This is a genomic window from Aureimonas ureilytica DSM 18598 = NBRC 106430 (genome assembly GCF_000382705.1).
In the GTDB taxonomy this organism is placed as follows: Bacteria; Pseudomonadota; Alphaproteobacteria; order Rhizobiales; family Rhizobiaceae; genus Aureimonas; species Aureimonas ureilytica.
Map to the genome: position 1 here is coordinate 139,743 of NZ_ARQE01000003.1, position 22,430 is coordinate 162,172.

Genomic DNA, 22,430 nt, shown 5'->3' on the forward strand with positions numbered 1-22,430 from the left:
TCGCTATCCCCGCGCCGCCGGCACGTAGTTCAGAACCGGCCCGAGCCAGCGCTCGACGTCGGCCACGGCCATGCCCTTGCGGTCGGCATAATCCTCGACCTGATCGCGCTCCACCTTGGCGACGCCGAAATAATAGCTTTCGGGATGGCTGAGATAGAGGCCCGAAACCGAGGAGCCCGGCCACATCGCGTAGCTTTCCGTGAGCGTCACGCCGGTCTGCGCCTCGGCGTCGAGAAGCTCGAACAGCGTCACCTTCTCGGTGTGATCCGGCTGGGCGGGATAGCCGGGCGCGGGGCGGATGCCGGCATAGGGCTCGCCGATCAGCTCGTCCGGCGAGAAGGCCTCGTCCGGCGCATAGGCCCAGAGCTCGCGGCGGACATATTCGTGCATCCGCTCGGCGAAGGCTTCGGCGAAGCGATCCGCCAGCGCCTTGACCATGATCGCGGCGTAATCGTCATTGGCCTTGGCGAAGCGGTTGGAAATCTCCTCCTCCTCGATCCCGGCCGTGACCAAGAAGCCGCCGAGATAGTCGGCAAGGCCCGTCTCCTTCGGGGCGACGAAGTCGGCGAGCGCCACGTTCGGCCGCTCGCCGCGCTTGGAGAGCTGCTGGCGCAGGGTGAAGAAGGTCGCGCGCTCCGTCGTGCGCGCGTCGTCTGTGAAGAGCCGGATGTCGTCGCCCACCGCATTGGCGGGCCAGAAGCCGACCACGGCGCGCGGGCGGAACCAGCCCTCCTCCACGATCTGGCGCAGCATGGCTTGCGCGTCGTCCCAGAGCTGGCGCGCCGCCGGCCCCTGCGCCTCGTCTTCGAGAATCGCGGGATAGCGGCCCTTCAGCTCCCAGGTCTGGAAGAAGGGTGTCCAGTCGATATAGCGGGCGAGTTCGGCAAGGTCCCAGGTGTCGAAGCGGCGGGTGCCGAGGAACGAGGGCTTCACCGGGCGATAGGCCGACCAGTCGATCTTTTGACGGTTCTCGCGCGCCCGCTCCAGCGGCAGGCGCTGCTTCTCGGCCTCGGCCTGCGCGTGCTTCTGCGCCACCGTCTCGTATTCGCGGCGGATGCCCTCGGCATAGCCGGCGCGCCCCTCGGGCGACAGGAGATTGGAGACGACGCCGACCGCGCGGCTCGCATCCGTCACATAGACCGTCTGCCCCTTGCGATAGCGCGGGTCGATCTTCACCGCCGTATGAACGCGGCTCGTCGTCGCCCCGCCGATCAGGAGCGGCACGTCGAAGCCCTCGCGCTCCATCTCGGAGGCGACATGCACCATTTCGTCGAGCGAGGGGGTGATGAGGCCGCTGAGGCCGATCACGTCGACCTTTTCGGTCTTGGCGATTTCGAGGATCTTGGCGGCCGGCACCATGACGCCGAGATCGATCACCTCGTAATTGTTGCAGGCCAGCACGACGCCGACGATGTTCTTGCCGATGTCGTGGACATCGCCCTTCACCGTCGCCATCAGGATCTTGCCGGCGCTGGAGCGCTCGGAGCCGCCATTCAGGCGCTTCTCCTCCTCCATGTAAGGCAGGAGATGGGCGACGGCCTGTTTCATGACGCGGGCGGACTTCACGACCTGCGGCAGGAACATCTTGCCCGCGCCGAAGAGGTCGCCGACGACGTTCATGCCGGCCATCAGCGGGCCTTCGATCACATGGAGCGGGCGCTCGGCCTTGAGGCGCGCTTCCTCCGTGTCGGCGTCGATATATTCGGTGATGCCGTTGACGAGCGCGTGGGACAGCCGCTCCTCCACTGTGCCCTCGCGCCAGGTGAGGTCCTTGGCCTTGGCCTCCTTGCCCGCCGTGCCGCGATAGCGCTCGGCGATCTCCAGAAGGCGCTCGGTCGGGCTCTTGCCCTCGCGGCCCGGCCGGTTCAGCACCACGTCCTCGCAGGCCTCGCGCAGCTCGGCGTCGATCGTGTCGTAGACCGCGAGCTGGCCGGCATTGACGATGCCCATGTCCATGCCCGCCTGGATGGCGTGGTAGAGGAACACGGCGTGCATGGCCTCGCGCACCGGCTCGTTGCCACGGAACGAGAAGGAGAGGTTCGAGACGCCACCCGAGATATGGGCGTGCGGCAGGCTCGAGCGGATCGTGCGCGTCGCCTCGATGAAGGCGACGCCGTATCCGTCATGCTCCTCGATGCCGGTCGCGACCGCGAAGACGTTCGGGTCGAAGACGATGTCCTCGGGCGGAAAGCCGTTCTCGGTCAGGAGCTTGTAGGCGCGCGAGCAGATCGCGACCTTGCGCTCGAAACTATCGGCCTGCCCCTCCTCGTCGAAGGCCATGACCACGACGGCCGCGCCATAGAGGCGGCAAAGCCGGGCATGGTGGAGGAAGGCTTCCTCGCCTTCCTTCATCGAGATCGAATTGACGATCGGCTTGCCCTGCACGCATTGCAGGCCCGCCTCGATCACCTCCCATTTGGATGAGTCGATCATGACCGGCACGCGGGCGATGTCGGGCTCGGAGGCGACGAGATGGAGGAACTCCACCATCGCGGCCTTCGAGTCGATCAGGCCCTCGTCCATGTTGACGTCGATGACCTGCGCGCCGTTCGCCACCTGATCGCGCGCGACATCCAGCGCGGCGGCATAGTCGCCGGCGGTGATCAGCTTGCGGAACTTGGCCGAGCCCGTGACATTCGTGCGCTCGCCGACATTCACGAAGGGAATGTCCTTGGTGAGCGTGAAGGGCTCGAGGCCCGACAGGCGCATCATGGGCGCGAGTTTCGGCACCGCGCGCGGCGTCAAGCCGGCGACGCTTTCGGCGATGGCGCGGATATGCTCGGGCGTCGAGCCGCAGCATCCGCCGACGATGTTGATCAGCCCTTCTTCGGCAAAGCCGCGCACCTGCCGCGCCATCGCATCCGGCGTCTCGTCATACTGGCCGAACTCGTTGGGAAGGCCGGCATTGGGATAGGCGCAGACGAACGTGTCGGCGACGCTCGAAATCTCGGCGAGATGCGGGCGCATGGCTTCGGCGCCGAGCGCGCAGTTGAGGCCGATCGTGAAGGGCTTGGCATGGCGCACCGAATGCCAGAAGGCCGTCGGCGTCTGGCCCGACAGCGTGCGGCCCGAAAGATCGGTGATCGTGCCGGAGATCATGACCGGCAGCCACAGGCCCTTTTCGGCAAAGACCTCTTCGGCCGCGAAGATCGCCGCCTTGGCGTTCAGCGTGTCGAAGATCGTCTCGATCAGGATGATGTCCGAGCCGCCGTCCACGAGACCGCGCACCTGATCGGCATAGGCGACGCGCAAATCGTCGAAGGTGACGGCGCGATAGCCGGGATTGTTCACGTCGGGCGAGATCGAGGCGGTGCGGTTGGTCGGGCCGATGGCGCCCGCGACGAAGCGGCGGCGGCCATCGGCTGCTTCCGCGCGCAGCGCCGCGCGCCGGGCCACGGCCGCGCCCTCGTGGTTGATGTCGTAGACCGCCGCTTCCATCGCGTAGTCGGCCTGCGCGATGGTCGTGCCGGAGAAGGTGTTGGTCTCGACGATGTCCGCGCCCGCCATGAGATAGGCGAAGTGGATGTCCTCGATGGCTTTCGGCTGGGTCAGAACCAGAAGGTCGTTGTTGCCCTTCAGATGGCAGGTGCAATCATGGAAGCGATCGCCCCGGAAATGCTCCTCTTCGAGCCCCAGCCCCTGGATCTGCGTGCCCATCGCGCCGTCGAGGATCAGGATGCGCTCGGCCGCCGCCTTGCGCAGCGCCGTCCAGACATCCTCGCGCGGGCGGCTGGGCGAAGCGAAGAGAGTGTCGCTGACAAGGCTCATGGCACGGCTCCGAGGATCGGCGCAGGCTTCCGCGCCATCGTCATATAAGGATCGCTTTATATGAATGGACAAGGCTTGGCGAGCGCGACCTTATCCGACGGGCGATGGCCGCAACTGGCGCGGTGGGCAGGAAATAAAGTTCTACGAGGAGGTCTTGCGGCAGAAGGAACGTTCCTCGGCGACTCGACGCGGGAGCCTTAAGTAAGGCGTATCGAATGCACCAGAGGCGCCGATCTCCTTTCGGCCGTCGATCAGGAATGCCGTCATGCCAAGTCCCGCCCCGTCCCCGGCCCGCCCGAGCGCGCGCCGGCCCTTCTACGCCTCGTTCGGCTTTCAGGTTCTCGTGGCGCTCCTGGTCGGCCTCGGGCTCGGCCTCGTCGCGCGCGACATGGGCCCCTCGCCTTCGGGCGGGCCGAACTGGCTGGTGCAGACCCTTTCCACGATCGGCTCCAGCTTCGTGTCGCTCCTGCGCACCGTGGTCCCGGTTCTGATCTTCACGGCGATCGTGGCCTCGATCGCGAACCTGCGCGAACTCAACAACGCCGCGCGCCTCGTCTGGCAGACGTTGCTCTGGTTCGCCGTGACGGCGCTGATCGCGGTGCTGATCGGCATCGCCCTCGGCCTCCTGCTTCAGCCGGGCCTCAACACCTCGGTCACGCAGGCCGCAGCAGCCGCGCCGTCGCGCTCGGGATCCTGGCTCGATTTCCTGACCGGGCTCATCCCCTCCAACATTCTCGGTCTTCAGGCCTCCACCAGCCTGAAGGAAAGCGGCGCCACGACCAGCCTCTCGTTCAACGTCCTGCAGATCCTGGTGATCTCGATCGCCATCGGCATCGCCGCCTTGAAGGTGGGCGATGCGGCCGAGCCCTTCCTCGCCTTCAACCGCGCCTTCCTGAAGATCGTCCACAAGGTCCTCTGGTGGATCATCCGGCTCACGCCGATTGCGACCGTCGGCCTTCTTGGCAATGCGGTGGCGGTCTATGGCTGGACGACGCTGGCGCAGCTCGGCACTTATGCGGTCGCCATCTATATCGGTCTCGCGCTGGTGCTTCTCGCCGTGTACCCGGCACTTCTCTTGGCCCACGGCCTCAACCCGCTGCGCTTCTTCCAGAGCGCCTGGCCGGCCATTCAGTTCGCCTTCGTCTCGCGCTCCTCGATTGGCACGCTGCCGATCACCGAACGCGTCACGGAACGGGGTCTCGGCGTGCCGCGCGAATATGCGAGCTTTGCCGTGCCGCTCGGCGCCACCACCAAGATGGACGGTTGCGCCTCGATCTACCCGGCGATCTCCGCGATCTTCGTCGCGCAGTTCTTCGGCCTGTCGCTCGGCCTGACGGAATATGTGCTGATCGTCTTCGTGGCCGTGATCGGCTCGGCGGCGACGGCAGGCCTGACCGGCGCGACAGTGATGCTGACGCTGACGCTCTCGACCCTCGGCCTGCCGCTGGAAGGCGTCGGACTTCTCCTCGCCATCGACCCGATCCTCGACATGGGGCGCACGGCGGTGAACGTTGCGGGCCAGGCTCTGGTGCCGACGCTCGTCGCCAAGCGGCAGGGTCTGCTGGACGAGGTCGCCTATAACCGCATCGGCGACATCGACACGCTGGACACGGCCCCCGATACGCGAGCCGTGCCGGCGGAATGACCGTACCAGCGAAGAAGGGCGCCTCGGGCGCCCTTTTTCGCGAATGCCGTCAGGACCGGGCGGCGATCAGCTGCTCCAGAAACTGAGCGACCCCGTCCGCCTCATTCGTGTCCGCGACATGCCGCGCCTTGGCGCGCACCTCTTCGGGCGCCTGTCCCATGGCGACCGACAGGCCGGCATGGGCGAACATCGGCACGTCGTTCGGCATGTCGCCGATCGCGGCCGTCGCCTCCAGCGGAACGCCGAAGGCGCGCGCCAGCGCCTCGACGCCCGCCCCCTTGTTGGCGACGGCGGTGGTCACATCGAGAAAATAGGGCTGCGAGCGCACGACATTGGCGCTGGGTCCGAGCACTGCTCCGATCTCGCGCTCCATCCGCGCGACGGCGGCGTGATCGTCGCTGACGCCGACCACCTTGTCGGCGCGCTCGAACCAGCGCTCGAAATCCTCCGTCAGCGTCGGCTCCAGGCGCGCCGCGCGGCGCTCTAAGTCCGTGTGCGGCGAGGTCTCGTCGCGCGCGATCCACAGGCCGTCGGCGAAGAACCAGACCGGAATTCCCGCCTCGTCCAGCATCGCGACGGCGCGGCGCGCGTCGTGAGGTTCGAGCCGATGCGCCTCGACGATCCGCCCGCCCGGCTCGAACAGGGTGCCGCCGTTGAAGGCGCCGACCGGGCCGGCGAGCGAGAGCTGGTCGATGAGCGCGCCGAGGCCGCTCGGCGGCCGGGCGCTGATCAGCGTGAAGGCGATGCCCGCGTCCCGCGCGCGCCGAACCACCTCGATCGTGCGCTCCGACAGGCTCTTGTCGTTGCGCACCAGCGTTCCGTCGATATCCGACACGACGAGGCGAATGGAGGCGGCGAGCTTGGGATCGAGCACGATGGGACCCTCTGGAAAGGCAGAACGAACGAAGGGCGCGGCGCTGGACCCCGTCCAGCCGAAGCCGCGCCCCGATGGCTTGGCGGTTGGGCAAGCCGGAAGGCCCGCCGCCTCCATTATCGCTTATTGCGGAATCTCGACATGGCCGCCGAAGCCGAAGCGCATGGCGGACAGCATCTTGTCGCCGAAGGTCGCGTCCTGGCGCGAGCGATAGCGGGCATAGAGCGCGGCCGAGAGCACGTTGACCGGCACGGCCTCTTCCATCGCGGCTTCCAGCGTCCAGCGCCCTTCGCCGGAATCGGCGACATTGCCGGAAAAGCGCGACAGGTTCTGGTCGCCCGCCAGCGCGATGGCGGTGAGATCGAGCAGCCAGGACGAGATGACCGAGCCGCGCCGCCAGACTTCCGCGATATCGGGCAGGTTCAGATCGAAGCGCTCGTTCTCGGGCAGGTTCTCGGAATTCTTCGACTTCAGGATGTCGAAGCCCTCGGCATAGGCCTGCATCAAGCCGTATTCGATGCCGTTGTGGACCATCTTGACGAAATGGCCCGCGCCCGCCGGGCCGGCATGGATATAGCCGCGCTCGGCGCGGTCGTCCGGCGCGTCGCGGCCGCGCGTGCGCTCGATGTCGCCATAGCCCGGCGCCAGCGCGTCGAAGATCGCGTCGAGATCGCGCACCGTGTCCACCGGCCCGCCGATCATCATGCAATAGCCGCGCTCCAGGCCCCAGACGCCGCCGGACGTGCCGACATCGACATAGTGGATGCCATGGGGGGCCAGCTCCGCCGCGCGGCGGATGTCGTCCTTGTAGAACGTATTGCCGCCGTCGATGATGACGTCGCCCTCGCGGCAGAGCGGGGTGAGGTCGCGGATCGTGGCCTCGGTCGGCTCGCCGGCCGGCAGCATGACCCAGAAGACGCGGCGGCCGGAAAACTGCCCGGCCAGCGCCTCCAGCGAGGCGGCGCCCTTGGCGCCCTCGGTTTCCAGCGCCGAGACGGCCTCGGCATTGCGGTCGAACACGAAGGCCTCGTGGCCGTGCTTCATCAGGCGTCGGGCGATGTTGCCGCCCATTCGGCCAAGGCCGATGATCGCGATCTGCATGGGTGTCTCTTCGAGAATTGGGGAAAACAAGAAGGCCCGGCCGCCCTCCCCTTCGGCCGAACCCGTCGCGAAACGGCCCGGCCCGAGGTTGTCCCCCGGGGCCGGACGAAGAGCGCCGTCAGCCCTTGCGGGCGGCGATCTGCTCCCTGGCCTTGGCGACCACGGCCTCGCGCGTGAAGCCGAACTTCTCCTGAAGCTTGGCGAGCGGGGCCGAGGCGCCGAAGGTGGACATCGTGACCTTGGCGCCCTTGGCGCCGACATAGCGATCCCATCCGATCGACGCGCCCTGCTCCACGACGACCCGCGCCATGACGTCGGGCGGCAGGACGCTGTCGCGATAGCTCTGGTCCTGCTTCTCGTAGAGTTCCCAGGAGGGCAGCGACACGACGCGGGCCTTCACGCCCTCGCCGCTCAAGGTCTCGTAGGCTGCAAGGCAGAGTGCGATTTCCGAGCCGGTGCCGATCAGGATCACGTCCGGCGTCTCGCCGGGATCGCCGGCCAGCACGTAGCCGCCGCGCTTGAGCCCGGAGGCGGCGGCATATTTCGAGCGGTCGAGCGTCGGCAGGGGCTGGCGCGACAGGACGAGCGCGGTCGGCTCGTGCGTCTGCTCCATGGCGATGCGCCAGGCTTCCGCCGTCTCGTTGGCGTCGCAGGGGCGGATCGTGTTGAGGCCGGGAATGGCGCGAAGGCTCGCCAGATGCTCGATCGGCTGATGCGTCGGCCCGTCCTCGCCGACGCCGATGGAATCATGCGTGAAGACCCAGACCACCGGGATCTCCATGATCGCCGACAGGCGCACGGGCGCGCGCATATAATCGGAGAAGACGAGGAAGGTGGAGGCGTAGGGGCGCACATAGGACAGCGCCATGCCGTTGGCGATCGAGCCCATCGCGTGTTCGCGAATGCCGAAATGCAGGTTGCGCCCGCCATAGGCGTCGCCCCCGAAGGAGCCCGCGCCCTCGAAGCCGAGCTTGGTCTTGTTGGAGGGGGCGAGGTCGGCCGAGCCGCCGATCAGATAGGGTACGTTCTCGGCGATGGCGTTCAGCACCTTGCCGCCGGCATCGCGCGAGGCCATGCCCTTGGCATCCGGCTCGAAGCTCGGGATCGCCGCGTCCCAGCCCTCCACCAGACGGCCGGCGCGCATTGCGTCGATCTGCCGCGCGAGGTCGGGATGGGCCTGCCGGTAGCGGGCGAAATCGGCTTCCCACTTCTCGCGCAGCGGCCGGCCGCGCTCAGCGATCGCCGAGCGGAACCCGTCGAGAACGCCGTCCGGCACCAGGAAGCTTTCGTTTTCCGGCCAGCCATAGAAGCGCTTGGCGCCCTTCACGTCCTCGGCGTCGAAGGCCTCGCCATGGGCCGACGCCGTGCCCTGCTGCTTCTGCAGGCCGTAGCCGATCACCGTGTCCACCACGATGAGGGTCGGCCGGTCGTCGGTGGCGCGAAACTCCTCGACCGCCCGGCGGATCGCGGCGAGATCGTTGCCGTCGGCGACATGGAGCGTCTTCCAGCCATAGGCGCGGAAGCGCTCGGCGACGTCCTCGGAGAAGGCGAGATCGGTGAAGCCCTCGATCGACACGCGGTTGTTGTCGTAGATCCAGCAGAGATTCGAGAGCTTCAGATGGCCCGCCATGGAGGCGGCCTCGGACGACACGCCCTCCATCATGTCGCCGTCGCCGCACAGGACGAAGACGTCATGGTCGAAGAGCGTGGCCTCCGGCTTGTTGTAGCGCGCGGCCAGCCAGCGCTCGGCGATCGCCATGCCGACCGAATTGCCGCAGCCCTGGCCGAGCGGGCCGGTGGTCGTCTCGACGCCCGTGGTCATCCGATATTCCGGGTGGCCCGGCGTCTTGGAGGAGAGCTGGCGGAACTGCTCGATGTCCTCCAGCGACACGGCCGGCTGGCCGGTCTTCTTTCCATCGGCGTCGATCTCCTCGACGCCGGCCAGATGCAGCACCGAATAGAGCAGCATGGAGCCATGGCCGACCGACAGGACGAAGCGGTCGCGATTGGGCCAGTCGGGCGCGGCCGGGTCGTAGCGCATGAACTCCGACCACAGCGTGTAGGCGGTCGGCGCGAGACCCAGCGGCGCGCCCACATGGCCGGAATGGGCCTTCAGCACGGCATCCATCGACAGGGTTCGGATCGTGTCGATCACCTGTTGCGGGAAGCCGTCGCTCGGGTGGGCTTGGGTCTTTTCGAGGGCGCTCATGGGCGAAATCCTTCGTCGTTGGGACGAAACGCTTGGAGGCGGACGGGGGCAGGACCCGAAAGGGGCGGAGGCTGCGGCCGACCGGAAACTCGAGCCCGGAGATGGGGCGCACGCGCCGCGAGTCGATGGGCGGGGACAGGAAAATCCATGCTCAGAAAGGGACTTGCCGACGACACAATCCCTGGCCTATGGAAAACATGACATAACTTATCATGTATTGACGCACGCCGCCGACGGGGCCTCCCACCCGATCGAAGCCGGCGTCCCGCATTGGAAGGCCCGCCATGACCGGACTTCGAAACACAGCCGCGCGGAGCGCCAAGGGCGCGGCGCGGCACAGCCGCGTTTCGGCAGCGCTTCTGGCCTCGCTCCTCCTCGCCGCGCCGGCCCTCGCGCAGGACGGCGGCGCGGTGCCCGCGCCGAGCGCGCCCGCAGCCACGACCGCCGCGCCGGCGGCGCCCGCCGTGTCCCCCGCGCCAGCGCCGGCCGCAGCGCCGACGGCGCCTGCCGCGTCCACCACGCCGGCTCCGGCCGCCCCGAGCACGCCCGCGCCAGCGGCAGAGCCCGCCGCGTCCGCCGCGACGCCGAGCCCCGCTTCACAGCCCGCGCCCGACACGGCCACTGCCAGCGGAACCACCCTGCCCGCCTTCGCCGGCGATCGCGACGCGCCGGCCAGCGAAGCGCCAGCCAGCGAAGCGCCCGCGCACGACCTGTCGCCATGGGGCATGTTCATGGCGGCCGACATCGTCGTGAAGGCGGTGATGGCGGGTCTTGCCTTCGCCTCGGTCGTTACCTGGACGATCTGGCTCGCCAAGGTTCTGGAGCTCGCGGGCGCGCGGCGCCGGGCGCAGTCGGGTGTCCGGCGGCTCGGCGAGGCAAGCGGCCTGCCGGGGGCGGACGGGCTGGAGGGCGCCGGCTGGCGGCGCGGCCCGGTCGCCAACATGGTGCGCACGGCCGTCGCCGAGCGAGAGCGCTCCAGCGGCCTGCCGGCCGAGGGCGTCAAGGAGCGCGTCGCGACCGCGCTTCAGCGCATCGAGGCGCGGGCCGGCCGGCGCATGGCGCGCGGCACCGGGCTTCTGGCGACGATCGGCTCCACGGCGCCCTTTGTCGGCCTGTTCGGCACGGTCTGGGGCATCATGAATTCCTTCATCGGCATCTCCAAGGCCAACACGACCAATCTCGCAGTCGTGGCGCCCGGCATCGCCGAGGCACTTCTCGCCACCGCGATCGGCCTGGTCGCGGCCATTCCCGCCGTCATCATCTACAATGTCTTCGCCCGCGCCATCGCCGGCTACAAGGCGGTTCTGGCGGATGCCTCGGCCGGCGTTCTCCAGCACCTCTCGCGCGATCTCGACCGCGCCAAGTCGGGCGCCGTCCTGCGCGGCCCCGCGCGCGTCGCGGCGGAGTGAGGCGAAGATGGGTGTCAGCCTTCGCAGCGGTGACGACGACGAGACCGGCGAAGTCGCCGACATCAACGTCACGCCCTTCATCGACGTCGTTCTGGTTCTCCTGATCATCTTCATGGTGGCGGCGCCGCTTTCCACCGTCGACGTGCCGGTGGACCTGCCGGTCTCAAACGCCCAGCCGCAGGAGCGACCGACCGAGCCGCTGTTTCTCACCGTTTCGGACGATCTGAACCTCGTGATGGGCGAACAGCCGGTGGAGCGCGGCGCGCTGCAGGCCGCGCTCGACGCCAAGACCGGCGCCAAGCGCGACGAGCGCATCTTCCTGCGCGCCGACGAGACGGTCGCCTATGGCGATCTGATGGAGGTCATGAACCTCCTGCGCTCGGCCGGCTATCTGAAGATCGCCCTGGTCGGGCTGGAATCGGCGCCCGCGCCCACCTCCACGCCCGCACCCGCCCCAACGGCCCCCGCCACGCAGCCATGACGCTTCTTCACATCCAGGGAGGCGAGCGCGAGGGATCGGGCCTCGGTGCCCTGCGCTGGGGCGCGGCGGCGCTTGCCGTCGTCGCCTTTCATGCAAGCGCGGCCTTCTATGTCTCGCAGATGCCTCCGCCGCCGCCCGCGCCGCCCTTGGGCACGCCGGAAGCCGCCGTCCTGATCGACCTCGCCCCGCCCGCGCCGCCGCCAAGCGCGCCGGCCGCCGAGGCGCCGCCGACCGAAGAGCCCCTCGCCGAAACCCCGCCCGAGCCGGAACCTGCACCCGACCCCGAACCGGCCCCCTTGCCGCCCGAACCGGCGCCGCTCCCGCCCGAGCCCGCTCTGCCCGAACCGCCGCCGCCCGAGCCCGAGCCGGTGGTGGAGCCCGAGCCCGTGCCGGACCTGCCGAAGATGGAGGCGCCGCCGGAAGCGGCCTTGAATGCGCCCGTGCCGCTGCCGCGCCCGACGCCGCCGCCGCGCCCGCGCGTCGCCGAAAAGCCGCCGGAGCGCAAGGTGGAGCGCCCGCGCCGCGAGCGTCCGCGCGAAGAGGCCAAACCCCGGCCGCAGCGCCAGCAACGCGCCGCGCCGCCCCCTTCCCGCGCCTCGCAGGCGTCCAGCGCGCAATCGACGCAAGGGGCGACTCAGGCCTCCGCCTCGGAAGAGGCGCGTTGGCAATCGCAGGTTCGAGCGCGCGTCATGCGCTTCACGCGCACGCCCCGCGGCGGTGGAGTGGGTACGGTGACGGTGTCCTTCACGGTCGGACCATCGGGCACGGCGTCAGGCATCCGCGTGGCGCGCTCGTCCGGCAATCCGGTTCTGGATCAGGCCGCGCTCGACGTCGTGCGCCGCGCCAGTCCGTTCGCGTCTCCGCCATCCGGTGCCAGCAAATCCGTGACCTTGCCGCTCGCCTACAAGCGTTGAGCTGATCTGGAGCGCGTCCACACACAAAGAAGACGGAGCTCGCTTTCGCGCGCCAGGATTTGGCGAGGAGACATCGCTCCGTTCTCACTTGCGACCATACGGGTCGATACCGACCGCCGAGCCGCCGAGCCGCGTGAAACGACAACTTAATTGTTTGCCGGGTATGGAATAAAACCTGCTCAAAGAGGTTTTTCATGTTCGGTCGAAGCCGCTCCAAAAGCACCCTTGTCAGCGATGCGGAACAAATCGAATCCAACGCACAACGGCTGCACCTGCTCGAAGAGCAGGGCGGGATCGGGCTTTGGGACGTGAAAGTCGCCGAAGGCGATCCCGCCGACCCGAACAGCCAATGGCGCTACTCTTCGGACCTGCGGCGAATGCTCGGCTACCGCACGGAAGCCGAGTTTCCGAACAGTATGGCCTCCTGGACGAACAGTATCCATCCCGACGACGCCGAACGTTCCTTTGCGGATCTCGGCGCATTCGTCGCGGATCGGACCGGCGAGGCTCGTCTCACCATGACGTTCCGGCTGCGCGTCGGCGACGGTTCGTATCGTTGGTTCAGCTCCACCGGCGGCGCCTTGCGCGATGCGGCCGGCAAGGTTCTTCGCCTGGGCGGCGCGCTTCGCGACCTCCACGACGAGAAATGCCTGCTGATGGAACTCGAGGCGTTCCGCAACGCGCAGACGCTGGCCACCAGCGCCGCCTCCTCGGCCATGGAGGAAATGGCGGCCAACATCGCGCAGAATGCCGACAACGCGGTCCGAACGGAGAAGGTGGCCGCCCATGCCTCACGCAATGCCGAACAGACCCGCCAATCCGTGAACGAAGCGGTCGGCTCGATCCGGATCATCGCCGAGAAGATCCGGATCATCCAGGAAATCGCGCGCCAGACGGATCTTCTCGCCCTCAACGCGGCCATCGAGGCCGCCCGCGCCGGTCAGCACGGCAAGGGTTTCGCCGTGGTTGCCTCGGAGGTGCGGAAGCTGGCGGAGCGATCGCAGGTCGCCGCGACCGATATCGGAACCCTGTCGTCGACAACCCTCAAGCTCTCGGAACAGGCCAGCCGGATGCTCGCGGATCTGATGCCCGACATCGACAAGACCACAGAGCTGGTGCGCGAGATCTCGTCCGCCTGCGGTGAGCAGAATATCGGCGCACAGCAGATCAACGAGGCGCTTCACAAGTTGAACGGCGGCTCACCGGTGACCCGGCCCGGCGATGGGCGTCCGCGGATCCGACAGGCCGCCTGACCGCGCCCATAGTCACGCCCCTGGCGCGCGTCGCGCGGACCGTGACGAGACACGGGGGGCGCTTCCGCCCATGGCCACGCCCTTGCCGAACCGGCCCGGCCCGGCAGGCCGATCACCGACGCGCGCTGGCGCGGGCCGGCGAACCGGGAAGCGGTGCGATCCGCTTCCAGAACAGGATCGTGCTGGACATCCGGCCGTGGGGCGTGAAGGCGAAATGCGGGATCAGGCCGGCGCGCTCGAAGCCGAGCCGCTCGTAGAGCGAGGCCGCGCCCTCCTCTTCGGCCGTGTCGAGCACGAGATGGCTCTTGCCGCGTTCGCACGCCAAGGTCTCGGCCGCCGCCATAAGCGCGCTGGCGATGCCCTGCCCGCGATGCGACAGGCGGGTCATGAGCTTGCCGATCTCGGCGCGATGCGGCTGGTTCGGCGGAAAGCCGAGGAACAGCGTGACCGTCCCGACGATCCGCTCCCCCTCGAACGCGCCGAGGACCACGCGCTCGCCGCGCCCGGCCGCTTCCAGCGAGCCCGTCCAGAAGTCGCGTGCCTCCTCGAACGCCAGCGGATGGAGGAAGCTGACCGAACCGCCGCTCGCCACCGTTTCCACCAGAAGCGAGGCGAGATCGTCGAGCGCGGCGGGCGTCGCGGCAATGGGACGGATGCACCAGTCGGACATGGGTTCAGCTCCGTGTGAGGGCGACGCAGTAGAAGCAGGATCGGTCGGTCTCGTTGGAAAAGATGACCTCACCGGGCGCGCCGAAGCCGAGGCAATCGCCAGGGCCGAGGTCGAACAGGTCGCCGCCCTCGTGCAGGCGCAGATGCCCTTCCACGACGCGAACCACCTGCCGGATGCGCGCATAGGACGAGGCGGGCAGCACGACGCGCCCGCCGGGCGGCAGTTCCACATCCACGATTTCGACCGGGTGCCAGGAGCGGGCGAAGGCCTGTCGGCGGCGATAGCCGGTTTCCGGGTCGGTCCACCAGGCTTCCTCGCCCGCGCGCTGCAAGCGCTTCTCGTCGCCTTCCGCGCGCACGAGGAGGCCGGCAAGGGTCAGGCCGAAGGCCTCGGCCAGCCGAACCAGGACGCCGGCCGTCGGGCTGACCTCGCCGCGCTCGATCTTGCTGATCGCGGCCTTGGACACGTCCGAGCGCTCAGCGAGATCCGCCAGCGACCAGTTCCGCGCCTCGCGCTCGGCGCGAATATGCTGCGCCAGCCGGCGCTCCGAATCGTCCACCAAATGATCCATTCGTCTCTTTTACAAGACGACTGGATCAGTGGCTAGGGGGTCGGATCTTGGCGAGGGGCGGCTTGTGGCTTACGCCGCGGCGCCCACGAACCGCGCATCCGCCTCGTCCAAGAGCCGCCGGATTTGCGTCACTTCCAGCGAGGCATCGGGCGTGCAGTTGGCATAGGTCAGCTTCTCGCCGGCCTTGATGGCCTGCGTCACCACGCCGCCCTCGGCGAGCCCCAGCGGCAGGCCGCCGGCGGCGCGGGCGTCCTCCCAGGTCATGGCGAAGCCGCGATACTGGGTTTCGCCGATGCGCCCGAGCGTGTCGCCGGGAGCGAGATCGCGCTTGGCGACCGCGATGCATTCGCCGACCGGATGGTCGAGCGGCTCCAGATGCGGCGCGCCGCGCATCACCGCATGGATCGCCGACAGCGGCACCTCGATCGAGGTGAGGTGGAAGGGGCGGTAGAGCGCAAAGCACGGGCCGGGGCCGACCTTGAGATCGGCGATGCGCTCCAGAACGCGCGGGTGCTTGGGCTTCACGATGCAGAAGACGCCGGGCGCGACGCCCTTGCCGATCGTGTAATCGACACAGCCGGGCCGCGAGAGAATGCCGCCGTCCTCCTTGGAGCAGAGAACCTGCGCAAGGCGCTCGGACGAGGCGTCCGGCCCGTGCATCCCCGGCACGTCGGGTTTGAGGCCCGTCGCATTGGCGATGGCGGTCATTTCCACCATGGTCTTGGAGCCGTCCACGAACTCCACCAGCATCCGGGCGTTCATGTTGCGCCGGATCGCCTCGGCTTCGTAATCTTCGGGCACGGCGGAAAAATCGAGCGCGTTGTTCTTGCCCTTGCCGGCGCAGACGATGTCGAGCCCGAGCGACTGGGCGAGGCCGATCAGCTCGATCGTGGATTGCGGCTCGTCGCCGGCCGCGCCCGTATAGACGACGCCCGCGCGCTTGGCCTCGGCCTTGAGATAGCGGCCGATCGTGATGTCGGCCTCGACATTCAGCATGACGACATGCTTGCCGTTGCGAAAGGCGTCGAGCGCGATGCGCGTGCCCGCGCTCGGGCTGCCCGTCGCGTCGATCACGACGTCGATCCGCCCCGCCGCGCAGAAGGTGCGGAAATCCTCGACGATCGCGACCGCGCCGGCCTCGATCGCGGCATCCACAGCGGCGGGCGTGTCGGCCGAGCGCCCCGCGCCGTCTTCGTAGCCGGCAAAGCGCAAGGTCTCGCGCGCCCGGTCGGCCTTGGAGGTGGACACCGCGCCGAGCCGGACGCCCGGCATCAGGAGAAGCTGCACCATGAGATCGGTGCCCATCTGGCCGGCGCCGGCCAGACCCACCGTGACCGGGCCCCGCTCGTCCGCATAGGCCAGAAGTTCGGCCGCAAGGCCCACCCGCGCGATCCGGTCCATGGCCGATTCCTTCTCATCCCTGCCCGTCCGAGCGACGCGGCCTCGGGCGGGGATAAGGGGTCTTGCCGTTCGGGATCAACCTCCTTGCGCGCAAGCGGCGCATCGCACCCTGCGGCAAGGGGGACGCGCGCCCGTTTGCAAAGCGCCGGGCGCTCCCTATGCTCACACCGACGTCACAGGGATCGGACAGGCACCCCTCGCCATGCGCATGCTTCTGGTGGAAGACAATGAGGGCCTTGGCGACGCGGTCAACCGGCATCTGCGCAATGCCGGCCATTCCGTGGAATGGGTGCGCTCGGGCGAGGACGCGCTGGAGGCCTTCCAGATCGAGCCCTTCGACGCCGTCATTCTCGACCTGAATCTGCCGGGGCGCGACGGATTGTCCGTGATCGCCGAACTCAGGCGCGGGCGCTCCACCGTTCCCGTCCTCGTCGTCACCGCGCGGGCCGAGATCGACGACAAGATCAGCCTTCTCGATCAGGGCGCCGACGACTATCTCGTGAAGCCCTTCGACCTGCGCGAACTGGAAGCGCGGCTGCGCGCGCTTCTGCGCCGCCCGGCCGGGCAGACCACGAGCGTCGCGCGCGTCGGCGATGTCGAGATGGACATGGCCGGCCATCTCGTGACCGTTGGCGGGCGGGCGGTGGATCTCGGCCGGCGCGAGTTCCGTCTTCTGGAAATCCTCCTGTCGAAGCCGGGCGTCGTCGTGCAGAAGGAGCAGCTCATGGCGCAGCTCTTCTCCTATGACGAAATGGTCTCCACCAACGCCCTGGAGCTCTACGTCTCGCGCCTGCGCCGCAAGCTGGAGGGCGCCTCCGTCGAGATCGCCACCGTGCGGGGCGCCGGCTATGTCGCGCGCATCAACGATTCCGGTCCGGCCAAACCGGCCGAGGACCGGAAAAACGCCTGATGGACGCGCCCGCGCCGCCCGCCGCGCGGCCGGCCGACCGAGCCCGCCGGCCCGTCTCGATCCGCCGCCGCATTCTGGTCTTTGCCGGCGCGCTGCTGCTCCTGGCCGCCGTCGGGCTCGTCTTCTTCATTCGCGACTATGCCGAGCGCTCCTCCGACCGCGCCTTCGACCGGCTGCTCGGCGCTTCGGCGCTGACCATCGCGGGCGCGGTGCAGCTCGAGAACGGCCGCGTCACCGTGGAACTGCCGCTCGCCTCCTTCGCCATGTTTTCGGGCGAGGACCGCATCTTCTACGCCGTGGAATCGCCGCTCGGCGAGAATGTCACGGGCGAAACCGATCTGTCCGCCGGACTGCCGCCCGCCAGCGCGAGCGATCCGGTCTTTGCCGACAAGCCATATCGCGACGAGCCGGTGCGGGTCGCGAGCGTCGGGCGGCTCGTCTCCACCGCCGAGGGCACGGGCTGGGTGACGATCCGCGTCGCCGAAACGCGGGGCGAGCGCAACGCTCTGGCGCGCGAAATCCTCAACAACGCCATTCTGCCCGTTCTCCTGATGACGCTTCTGGCGCTGCTGCTTCTGTGGGTCGGCATCGGCCGGGTCTTCGCCCCGCTTCTGACGCTGGAGCGGCATCTGCGCGGGCGCTCGCCGGACGATCTCTCGCCGGTCGATCTGCCCGCCCCCCTCGAAACCGCGCAGCTCGTCGGCGCCCTGAACGGCTTCACCGCCCGGCTGAAGCTCGCGCGCGAGCGGCTGGAAGCGCTGGTGGCGGAAGCCGCGCACGAGGTCCGCACGCCCTTGGCCTCGCTGCGCGCCCAGGCCGAGCTGGCGCTGGCCGAGCGCGACCCGGCGGCGCTGCGCCGCGATGTCGAGCGCATCCACGAGGGCGCGGTGCAGGCGAGCCAGCTCGTTTCGCAGCTTCTGATGGACGCGACCGTGACGCATCGCCTCGAAAACCAGCCGGAGCCGACCCCCGTCGCGCCGCTCGCGCAGGAAGTCGTGCGCCGCCTCAGCCCCGACCTGTCGGAGCGGGTGCATCTCGCCATCGCGCCGGACGCGGCGGAGGCCGAGCTCAGCGTCGACCGCGTGGTGCTGCGCGAGGCGATCCGCAATCTCGTGGACAATGCGCTGCGCTACAGCGACGAGGACGTGGACATCCGCGTCGAGCGGGGCGACGACGCGCTCGTTCTTCGCGTCATGGACCGGGGGCCTGGCATTCCCGACCACGAGAAGCCGCTCGTCTTCGGCCGCTTCCGGCGCGGCGAAACGGGCACGCGGCGCGACCGGGGCGGATCGGGCCTGGGGCTAGCGATCGTCGCGCGCGTCGCAGAGGCGCAGGGAGGCGAGGTTCGGCTTCTGGACCGGCCGGGCGGCGGGCTCGACGTGCACTTGCGCCTTCCCACCGGCGCGCCGCCGAAGCAGGGACAGGCGCTCGGGCGTCGCCACGTCCTGTCGGGGCTGGCGCTGACGGCGGCGACGCTCGCCCTCCCCCGCCGCGCGCGGGCCGCGGCCGAGTTCGCCGCGCGCCGGCAGCCGGCGGCGGCCACCCTCCGGATTGCCGGCGCGACGGACACCGGCCTCTTCTCCCATCTCATCCGCGCCTTCCAGCGCGAGCGGCCGGACGTCGCCGTCATCTACGAGGAAGACGAGACCCGCGCCGTCTACGACCGGCTCGTCCGGCCCGGCGCCGCCGCGCCCGATCTCGTGGTCAGCTCTGCCTCCGACCTTCAGGTGAAGTTCGTCAACGAGGGACTGGCGCGCGCCTATGCGCCCGAGCGGCTCGCCAGCATTCCGGACTGGGCGCGCTGGCGCTCGGAGGTCTTCGGCTTCAGCTTCGAGCCCGCCGTGATCGTCTACAACCGCAATCTCGTGTCCGAGGCCGAAGCGCCGCGCACGCATCTTCAGCTCGCCGAGCTTCTGGAGCGCGAGGCCCGGCGCTTCACGGGGCGCGTGGGCACCTACGACGTGGCGCGCAGCGGCGTCGGCTATCTCCTGGCGACGCAGGATCAGGCCATCTCCTCCTATTTCTGGCGTCTGGCCGCCGCCTTCGGCCGCATCGACGTGCAGCTCACCGCCTCCAGCCCCGCGATCCTCGACCGGCTCGTCACCGGGGAGCTCGCCATCGGCTACAACATCATCGGCTCCTACGCCTTCGCGCGGCAGGACGCCGGAGCGCCGATCGGCATCATCGTGCCGGACGACTACGTGCTCGTCTTCTCGCGCTCCTTCCTGATCCCGGAGGGCGCGCCCCGGCCCGATCTCGCCGAAGCCTTCATCGACTTCACGCTCTCTCCCGCCGGTCAGGCGGTGCTGGCGGGCCCCGCCGCGCTCGGCGCCCTGCTCGGCGGCGACGGGCGCTGGACGGCGGAGCGCATCGCCGCCCTCGGCCAGGGCGCGGTGCAGCCCATCCGCTTCAGCCCCTCGCTTCTCGTCGGCCTCGATCGGCAGCGGCGCGAACGCTTCCTCGCCACCTGGCGCGAAATCGTCTCGCCGCACTGAAAGGGAAACATGCGTCAGGGGCGCTGTTTCAGTAAGAGTTGAATAGCGAACGCAATCCGGTCCTTCGAGCCGGCCGCTCGCAGATTGCTGATCGCCGTTTCGGCCAATTGGATTGCAGTCAGAGCGGTCGCTCGATTAACGCGGTGGAAAGGATCGTAATCCGCTTTGTGCCGCTGTTCCTGCAGCGTCCTGAAGGCGTCGCCGACTTGGGTGAGGTCGGGCGGGAACCCAAGATTGCGAAGTTGCGCACAAGCCGTCTTCGCCTCGCCGTGATTGAGCGCCCGATAGGTTTGGCGCCAAGCTTTATCGGCGCGATTTTGGCCAGTCCCGACTAGTCGATCAGCGCAATCGCGCGCTACGGCATGGAACAGAGCGTAATACGCTGTGCTGATCGAGCGTTTGAGATCGGCCTGACGAGGCTTCTTGGGACTTGCCTTCGCCAATCGCCGCGCGGTTCCCAGCAAATCGTCACTCATCAGAAGGCCGGCGACGATGCCACGTCTGCGTCCGAGGCGCCGTATTCGACATAGGCAAAGCGCTTCTCGCCCAACTCGAACAGACGATCATTCAGCTTGGTCACGAGCGTGGACGCGCGCTTGGGATCGAACGCCGAGTCATCGCCCGAATAGTGGATCTCGACGAGAAGCGCAGGGTCGCCATCGTGGTCTTCGGTCTCGATCACGTCGATACTCTCGATACCGGCGGAGCCGAGTTCAGCTTCCACGAGTTCAACGATGGCGCTCCGAAGGTCATCGGCACGGCTGTTTGCGGGCATGGCGGCGCGGCGCCTTCTTCTAGGATTGTGCTTTCCCTATGCATTCCAACCCCGGCGAGCGCAAGGTTCATGCTGCGCTGCCACGGATCAAAGATGAACGATTTCTCAAGGCGGCGGCCTCCTGACAGGTTTTTGACAGGTCGTCCGGTCTAGTCTGCTGGGGATGGCCGGGGAGGCTTGAGGCGCATCTTTGGGAGAGTTGGCGGAGCGCGCGTGCGCCCGTCCGCGCGGTGTCTGGAGGGACACGCCGGCAGACCGTCCCGCGATCCGTTCCGTTTTTCTATCCCCCCGCGAAGCGTGTCGTGTCACGCCCCGGCCCAAGAAGCATCGGCCTCGTCGCAGGCCGCCTTGTCGCTTTCGGCCTATTTTCGCTTTCGGGAGGAACCCAGCATGAAGTCCTTGATCGTCGGCGCTTTCGTCGCCCTCGCCCTCGCCTCCACTTCGGCCCTGGCGCAGAGCGCCCCGGCCTACGAGATCATGGCGCCGGCCTCGCCGGGCGGCGGCTGGGACCAGACGGCCCGCGCCATGCAGGCCACGCTTCAGGATTCCAAGCTCGCCCGCAACGTGCAGGTGGTCAACGTTCCGGGCGCCGGCGGCACGATCGGCCTCGCCCAGTTCACGGCCTCCAAGGCCGGCAACCCGGACGCGTTGCTCGTCGGCGGCTATGTCATGGTGGGCGCGATCCTCACCAACAATTCTCCGGTCAGCCTCGACGACGTGACGCCGCTCGCCCGTCTGACGGGTGAGGACGAGGCCATCGTGGTGCCGGCCTCCTCGCCCTACAAGACGATCGCCGATCTCGCCGCGGCGATGAAGGAGAACCCGGGCGCGGTCGCCATCGCCGGCGGCTCGGCCGGCGGCACCGACCACATCGCGGCCGGCCTCCTCGCCCAGGCCGTCGGCGCCGACCCCAAGGCCATCAACTACATCGCCTTCTCGGGCGGCGGCGAGGCGCTGGCGGCCATTCTCGGCCAGCAGGTCGCGGCCGGCATTTCGGGCTATGGCGAGTTCGAAGCCCAGGTGAAGGCCGGAACGCTGCGCCTTCTCGCCACCACCGGCGAAAAGCGCGTGACGGGCTCGGAAGCGCCGACGCTGAAGGAAGCGGGCATCGACATGGCCCTGCAGAACTGGCGCATGGTCGCCGGCGCGCCGGGCATCACGGCCGAGCAGAAGGCCGCGCTGATCGCCAATCTCGAGAAGATGGTCGCCACTCCGGAATGGCAGGCGGTGCTCCAGCGCAACAACTGGACCAACACGTTCCTGGCCGGTGACGCCTTCCAGACCGAACTCGCCAAGAACATCGCCGACACCAAGAAGGTGCTGACGGCGATCGGTCTCGTCCAGTAATGAGCGTCTCCACGCAAACCGCGCGCCGCCCCGATTGGGCGGCGCTTGCCATCGGCGTCGCGCTCGGCATTCTCGGCCTTCTGGTCGGGCTCGACGCGCGCGGCATCGGCGGTGGCTCCTATGCGCGCATCGGACCGGCGACCTTTCCCTACGTGATCGCGGCAGTTCTGCTGGCGCTGTCGGTCTGGACCGTGATCGAAGCGTGGCGGGGCCAGTTTCCCGAGCGCGACCATGACGAAACTGGACCAATCGTCTGGATCGTCGGCGGCCTCGCCGCGCAGCTCCTGCTCCTGAACACGGCCGGCTTCTCGATCGCGACGGGCCTTCTCTTCGCGGCCACCGCGCGCGCCTTCGGCAAGCGCCGGCTCTACGTCTCGATACCGCTCGGCATTCTGATCAGCTTCGCGATCTGGGTCCTGTTCTCGCAGGTCCTGCGCCTGTCGCTGCCGGCCGGACCGCTGGAACGCCTGTTCTTCTGACGGCGTGAGCCGACCCCCGATGGGGGTTCGACGCGCCGAAGGGCTCGCCTTCCCCGCGCGAAGGCCATCGCCCCGCTTCGCCTTCGCCCGCCTCGGGCGGCTCGTTCCTTTTTCGCATTGGTTCTGCC

The 22,430-nt window shown here is 68.6% G+C and carries 17 protein-coding genes and 2 pseudogenes; 10 read left to right on the forward strand and 9 right to left on the reverse strand.

The features are described 5' to 3' along the window. Nucleotides 1-3 precede the first annotated feature (3 nt). Nucleotides 4-3,768 carry a methionine synthase gene (metH, locus tag B146_RS0107925; RefSeq protein WP_019995892.1) on the reverse strand — a complete coding sequence of 1,255 codons (3,765 nt, stop codon included), beginning with the start codon at nt 3,766-3,768 and terminating at the stop codon, nt 4-6. A 265-nt stretch (nt 3,769-4,033) separates the two neighbouring features. Between metH and B146_RS0107930 the strand changes: the two genes are divergently transcribed. Next, a complete protein-coding gene (locus B146_RS0107930) occupies nt 4,034-5,413 on the forward strand; it encodes a dicarboxylate/amino acid:cation symporter (RefSeq protein WP_019995893.1) in 1,380 nt (459 codons plus the stop codon). 49 nt (nt 5,414-5,462) lie between these two features. Here the strand turns inward: B146_RS0107930 and B146_RS0107935 are convergent, their stop codons facing one another. The 3 genes from B146_RS0107935 to tkt form a co-directional block, all read right to left on the reverse strand. After that, nucleotides 5,463-6,287 carry a Cof-type HAD-IIB family hydrolase gene (locus B146_RS0107935; RefSeq protein ID WP_040408398.1) on the reverse strand — a complete coding sequence of 275 codons (825 nt, stop codon included), beginning with the start codon at nt 6,285-6,287 and terminating at the stop codon, nt 5,463-5,465. A gap of 123 nt (nt 6,288-6,410) precedes the next feature. Further along, complete coding sequence (gnd, locus tag B146_RS0107940) at nt 6,411-7,388, reverse strand: phosphogluconate dehydrogenase (NAD(+)-dependent, decarboxylating) (RefSeq protein WP_019995895.1); 978 nt, start codon at nt 7,386-7,388, stop codon at nt 6,411-6,413. A 118-nt stretch (nt 7,389-7,506) separates the two neighbouring features. Continuing rightward, nucleotides 7,507-9,597 (reverse strand): transketolase, encoded by a 2,091-nt coding sequence (gene tkt / locus B146_RS0107945; RefSeq protein WP_019995896.1) that lies wholly within the window; start codon nt 9,595-9,597, stop codon nt 7,507-7,509. A gap of 284 nt (nt 9,598-9,881) precedes the next feature. Between tkt and exbB the strand changes: the two genes are divergently transcribed. The 5 genes and pseudogenes from exbB to B146_RS0107965 form a co-directional block, all read left to right on the forward strand. Further along, nucleotides 9,882-11,006 (forward strand): tonB-system energizer ExbB, encoded by a 1,125-nt coding sequence (gene exbB / locus B146_RS0107950; protein WP_019995897.1) that lies wholly within the window; start codon nt 9,882-9,884, stop codon nt 11,004-11,006. A 7-nt stretch (nt 11,007-11,013) separates the two neighbouring features. Next, complete coding sequence (gene exbD, locus B146_RS0107955) at nt 11,014-11,487, forward strand: TonB system transport protein ExbD (RefSeq protein ID WP_019995898.1); 474 nt, start codon at nt 11,014-11,016, stop codon at nt 11,485-11,487. Continuing rightward, a complete protein-coding gene (locus B146_RS25410; RefSeq protein ID WP_019995899.1) occupies nt 11,484-12,401 on the forward strand; it encodes a cell envelope integrity protein TolA in 918 nt (305 codons plus the stop codon). The genes exbD and B146_RS25410 overlap by 4 nt, the downstream gene beginning before the upstream one ends. A gap of 194 nt (nt 12,402-12,595) precedes the next feature. After that, a pseudogene (locus tag B146_RS30065) lies at nt 12,596-13,009 on the forward strand (PAS domain-containing protein); the annotation flags it as partial. A 75-nt stretch (nt 13,010-13,084) separates the two neighbouring features. Beyond that, nucleotides 13,085-13,594: pseudogene (locus tag B146_RS0107965) on the forward strand (methyl-accepting chemotaxis protein); the annotation flags it as partial. A gap of 172 nt (nt 13,595-13,766) precedes the next feature. Here B146_RS0107965 and B146_RS0107970 read toward each other — a convergent pair. From B146_RS0107970 to B146_RS0107980, 3 genes are all read right to left on the reverse strand, one after another. After that, a complete protein-coding gene (locus B146_RS0107970; protein ID WP_019995901.1) occupies nt 13,767-14,324 on the reverse strand; it encodes a GNAT family N-acetyltransferase in 558 nt (185 codons plus the stop codon). 4 nt (nt 14,325-14,328) lie between these two features. After that, a complete protein-coding gene (locus B146_RS0107975) occupies nt 14,329-14,895 on the reverse strand; it encodes a helix-turn-helix domain-containing protein (RefSeq protein WP_019995902.1) in 567 nt (188 codons plus the stop codon). Nucleotides 14,896-14,964: 69 nt separating this feature from the next. Next, nucleotides 14,965-16,296, reverse strand: coding sequence for an NAD(P)H-dependent oxidoreductase (locus tag B146_RS0107980; RefSeq protein WP_019995903.1), 1,332 nt, complete (start codon nt 16,294-16,296; stop codon nt 14,965-14,967). Nucleotides 16,297-16,498: 202 nt separating this feature from the next. Here B146_RS0107980 and B146_RS25415 point away from each other — a divergent pair, with 202 nt between their 5' ends. Both B146_RS25415 and B146_RS0107990 read left to right on the forward strand, forming a co-directional pair. Then, entirely contained in the window at nt 16,499-17,206 is a 708-nt protein-coding gene (locus B146_RS25415; protein WP_019995904.1) for a response regulator transcription factor, read from the forward strand. Continuing rightward, entirely contained in the window at nt 17,206-19,701 is a 2,496-nt protein-coding gene (locus B146_RS0107990; RefSeq protein WP_019995905.1) for a sensor histidine kinase, read from the forward strand. Before B146_RS25415 ends, B146_RS0107990 begins: the two co-directional genes overlap by 1 nt. A 14-nt stretch (nt 19,702-19,715) precedes the next feature. Here the strand turns inward: B146_RS0107990 and B146_RS28280 are convergent, their stop codons facing one another. Both B146_RS28280 and B146_RS0108000 read right to left on the reverse strand, forming a co-directional pair. Next, nucleotides 19,716-20,177: a hypothetical protein gene (locus B146_RS28280; RefSeq protein ID WP_081630939.1), complete on the reverse strand. Its 462-nt coding sequence runs from the start codon at nt 20,175-20,177 to the stop codon at nt 19,716-19,718. Next, entirely contained in the window at nt 20,177-20,476 is a 300-nt protein-coding gene (locus B146_RS0108000) for a hypothetical protein (protein ID WP_019995906.1), read from the reverse strand. Before B146_RS0108000 ends, B146_RS28280 begins: the two co-directional genes overlap by 1 nt. 390 nt (nt 20,477-20,866) lie before the next feature. Here B146_RS0108000 and B146_RS0108005 point away from each other — a divergent pair, with 390 nt between their 5' ends. Together B146_RS0108005 and B146_RS0108010 are read left to right on the forward strand one after the other, a co-directional pair. Further along, entirely contained in the window at nt 20,867-21,823 is a 957-nt protein-coding gene (locus B146_RS0108005) for a Bug family tripartite tricarboxylate transporter substrate binding protein (protein ID WP_026358442.1), read from the forward strand. Continuing rightward, entirely contained in the window at nt 21,823-22,302 is a 480-nt protein-coding gene (locus tag B146_RS0108010) for a tripartite tricarboxylate transporter TctB family protein (RefSeq protein WP_019995908.1), read from the forward strand. Before B146_RS0108005 ends, B146_RS0108010 begins: the two co-directional genes overlap by 1 nt. Nucleotides 22,303-22,430 lie beyond the last annotated feature (128 nt).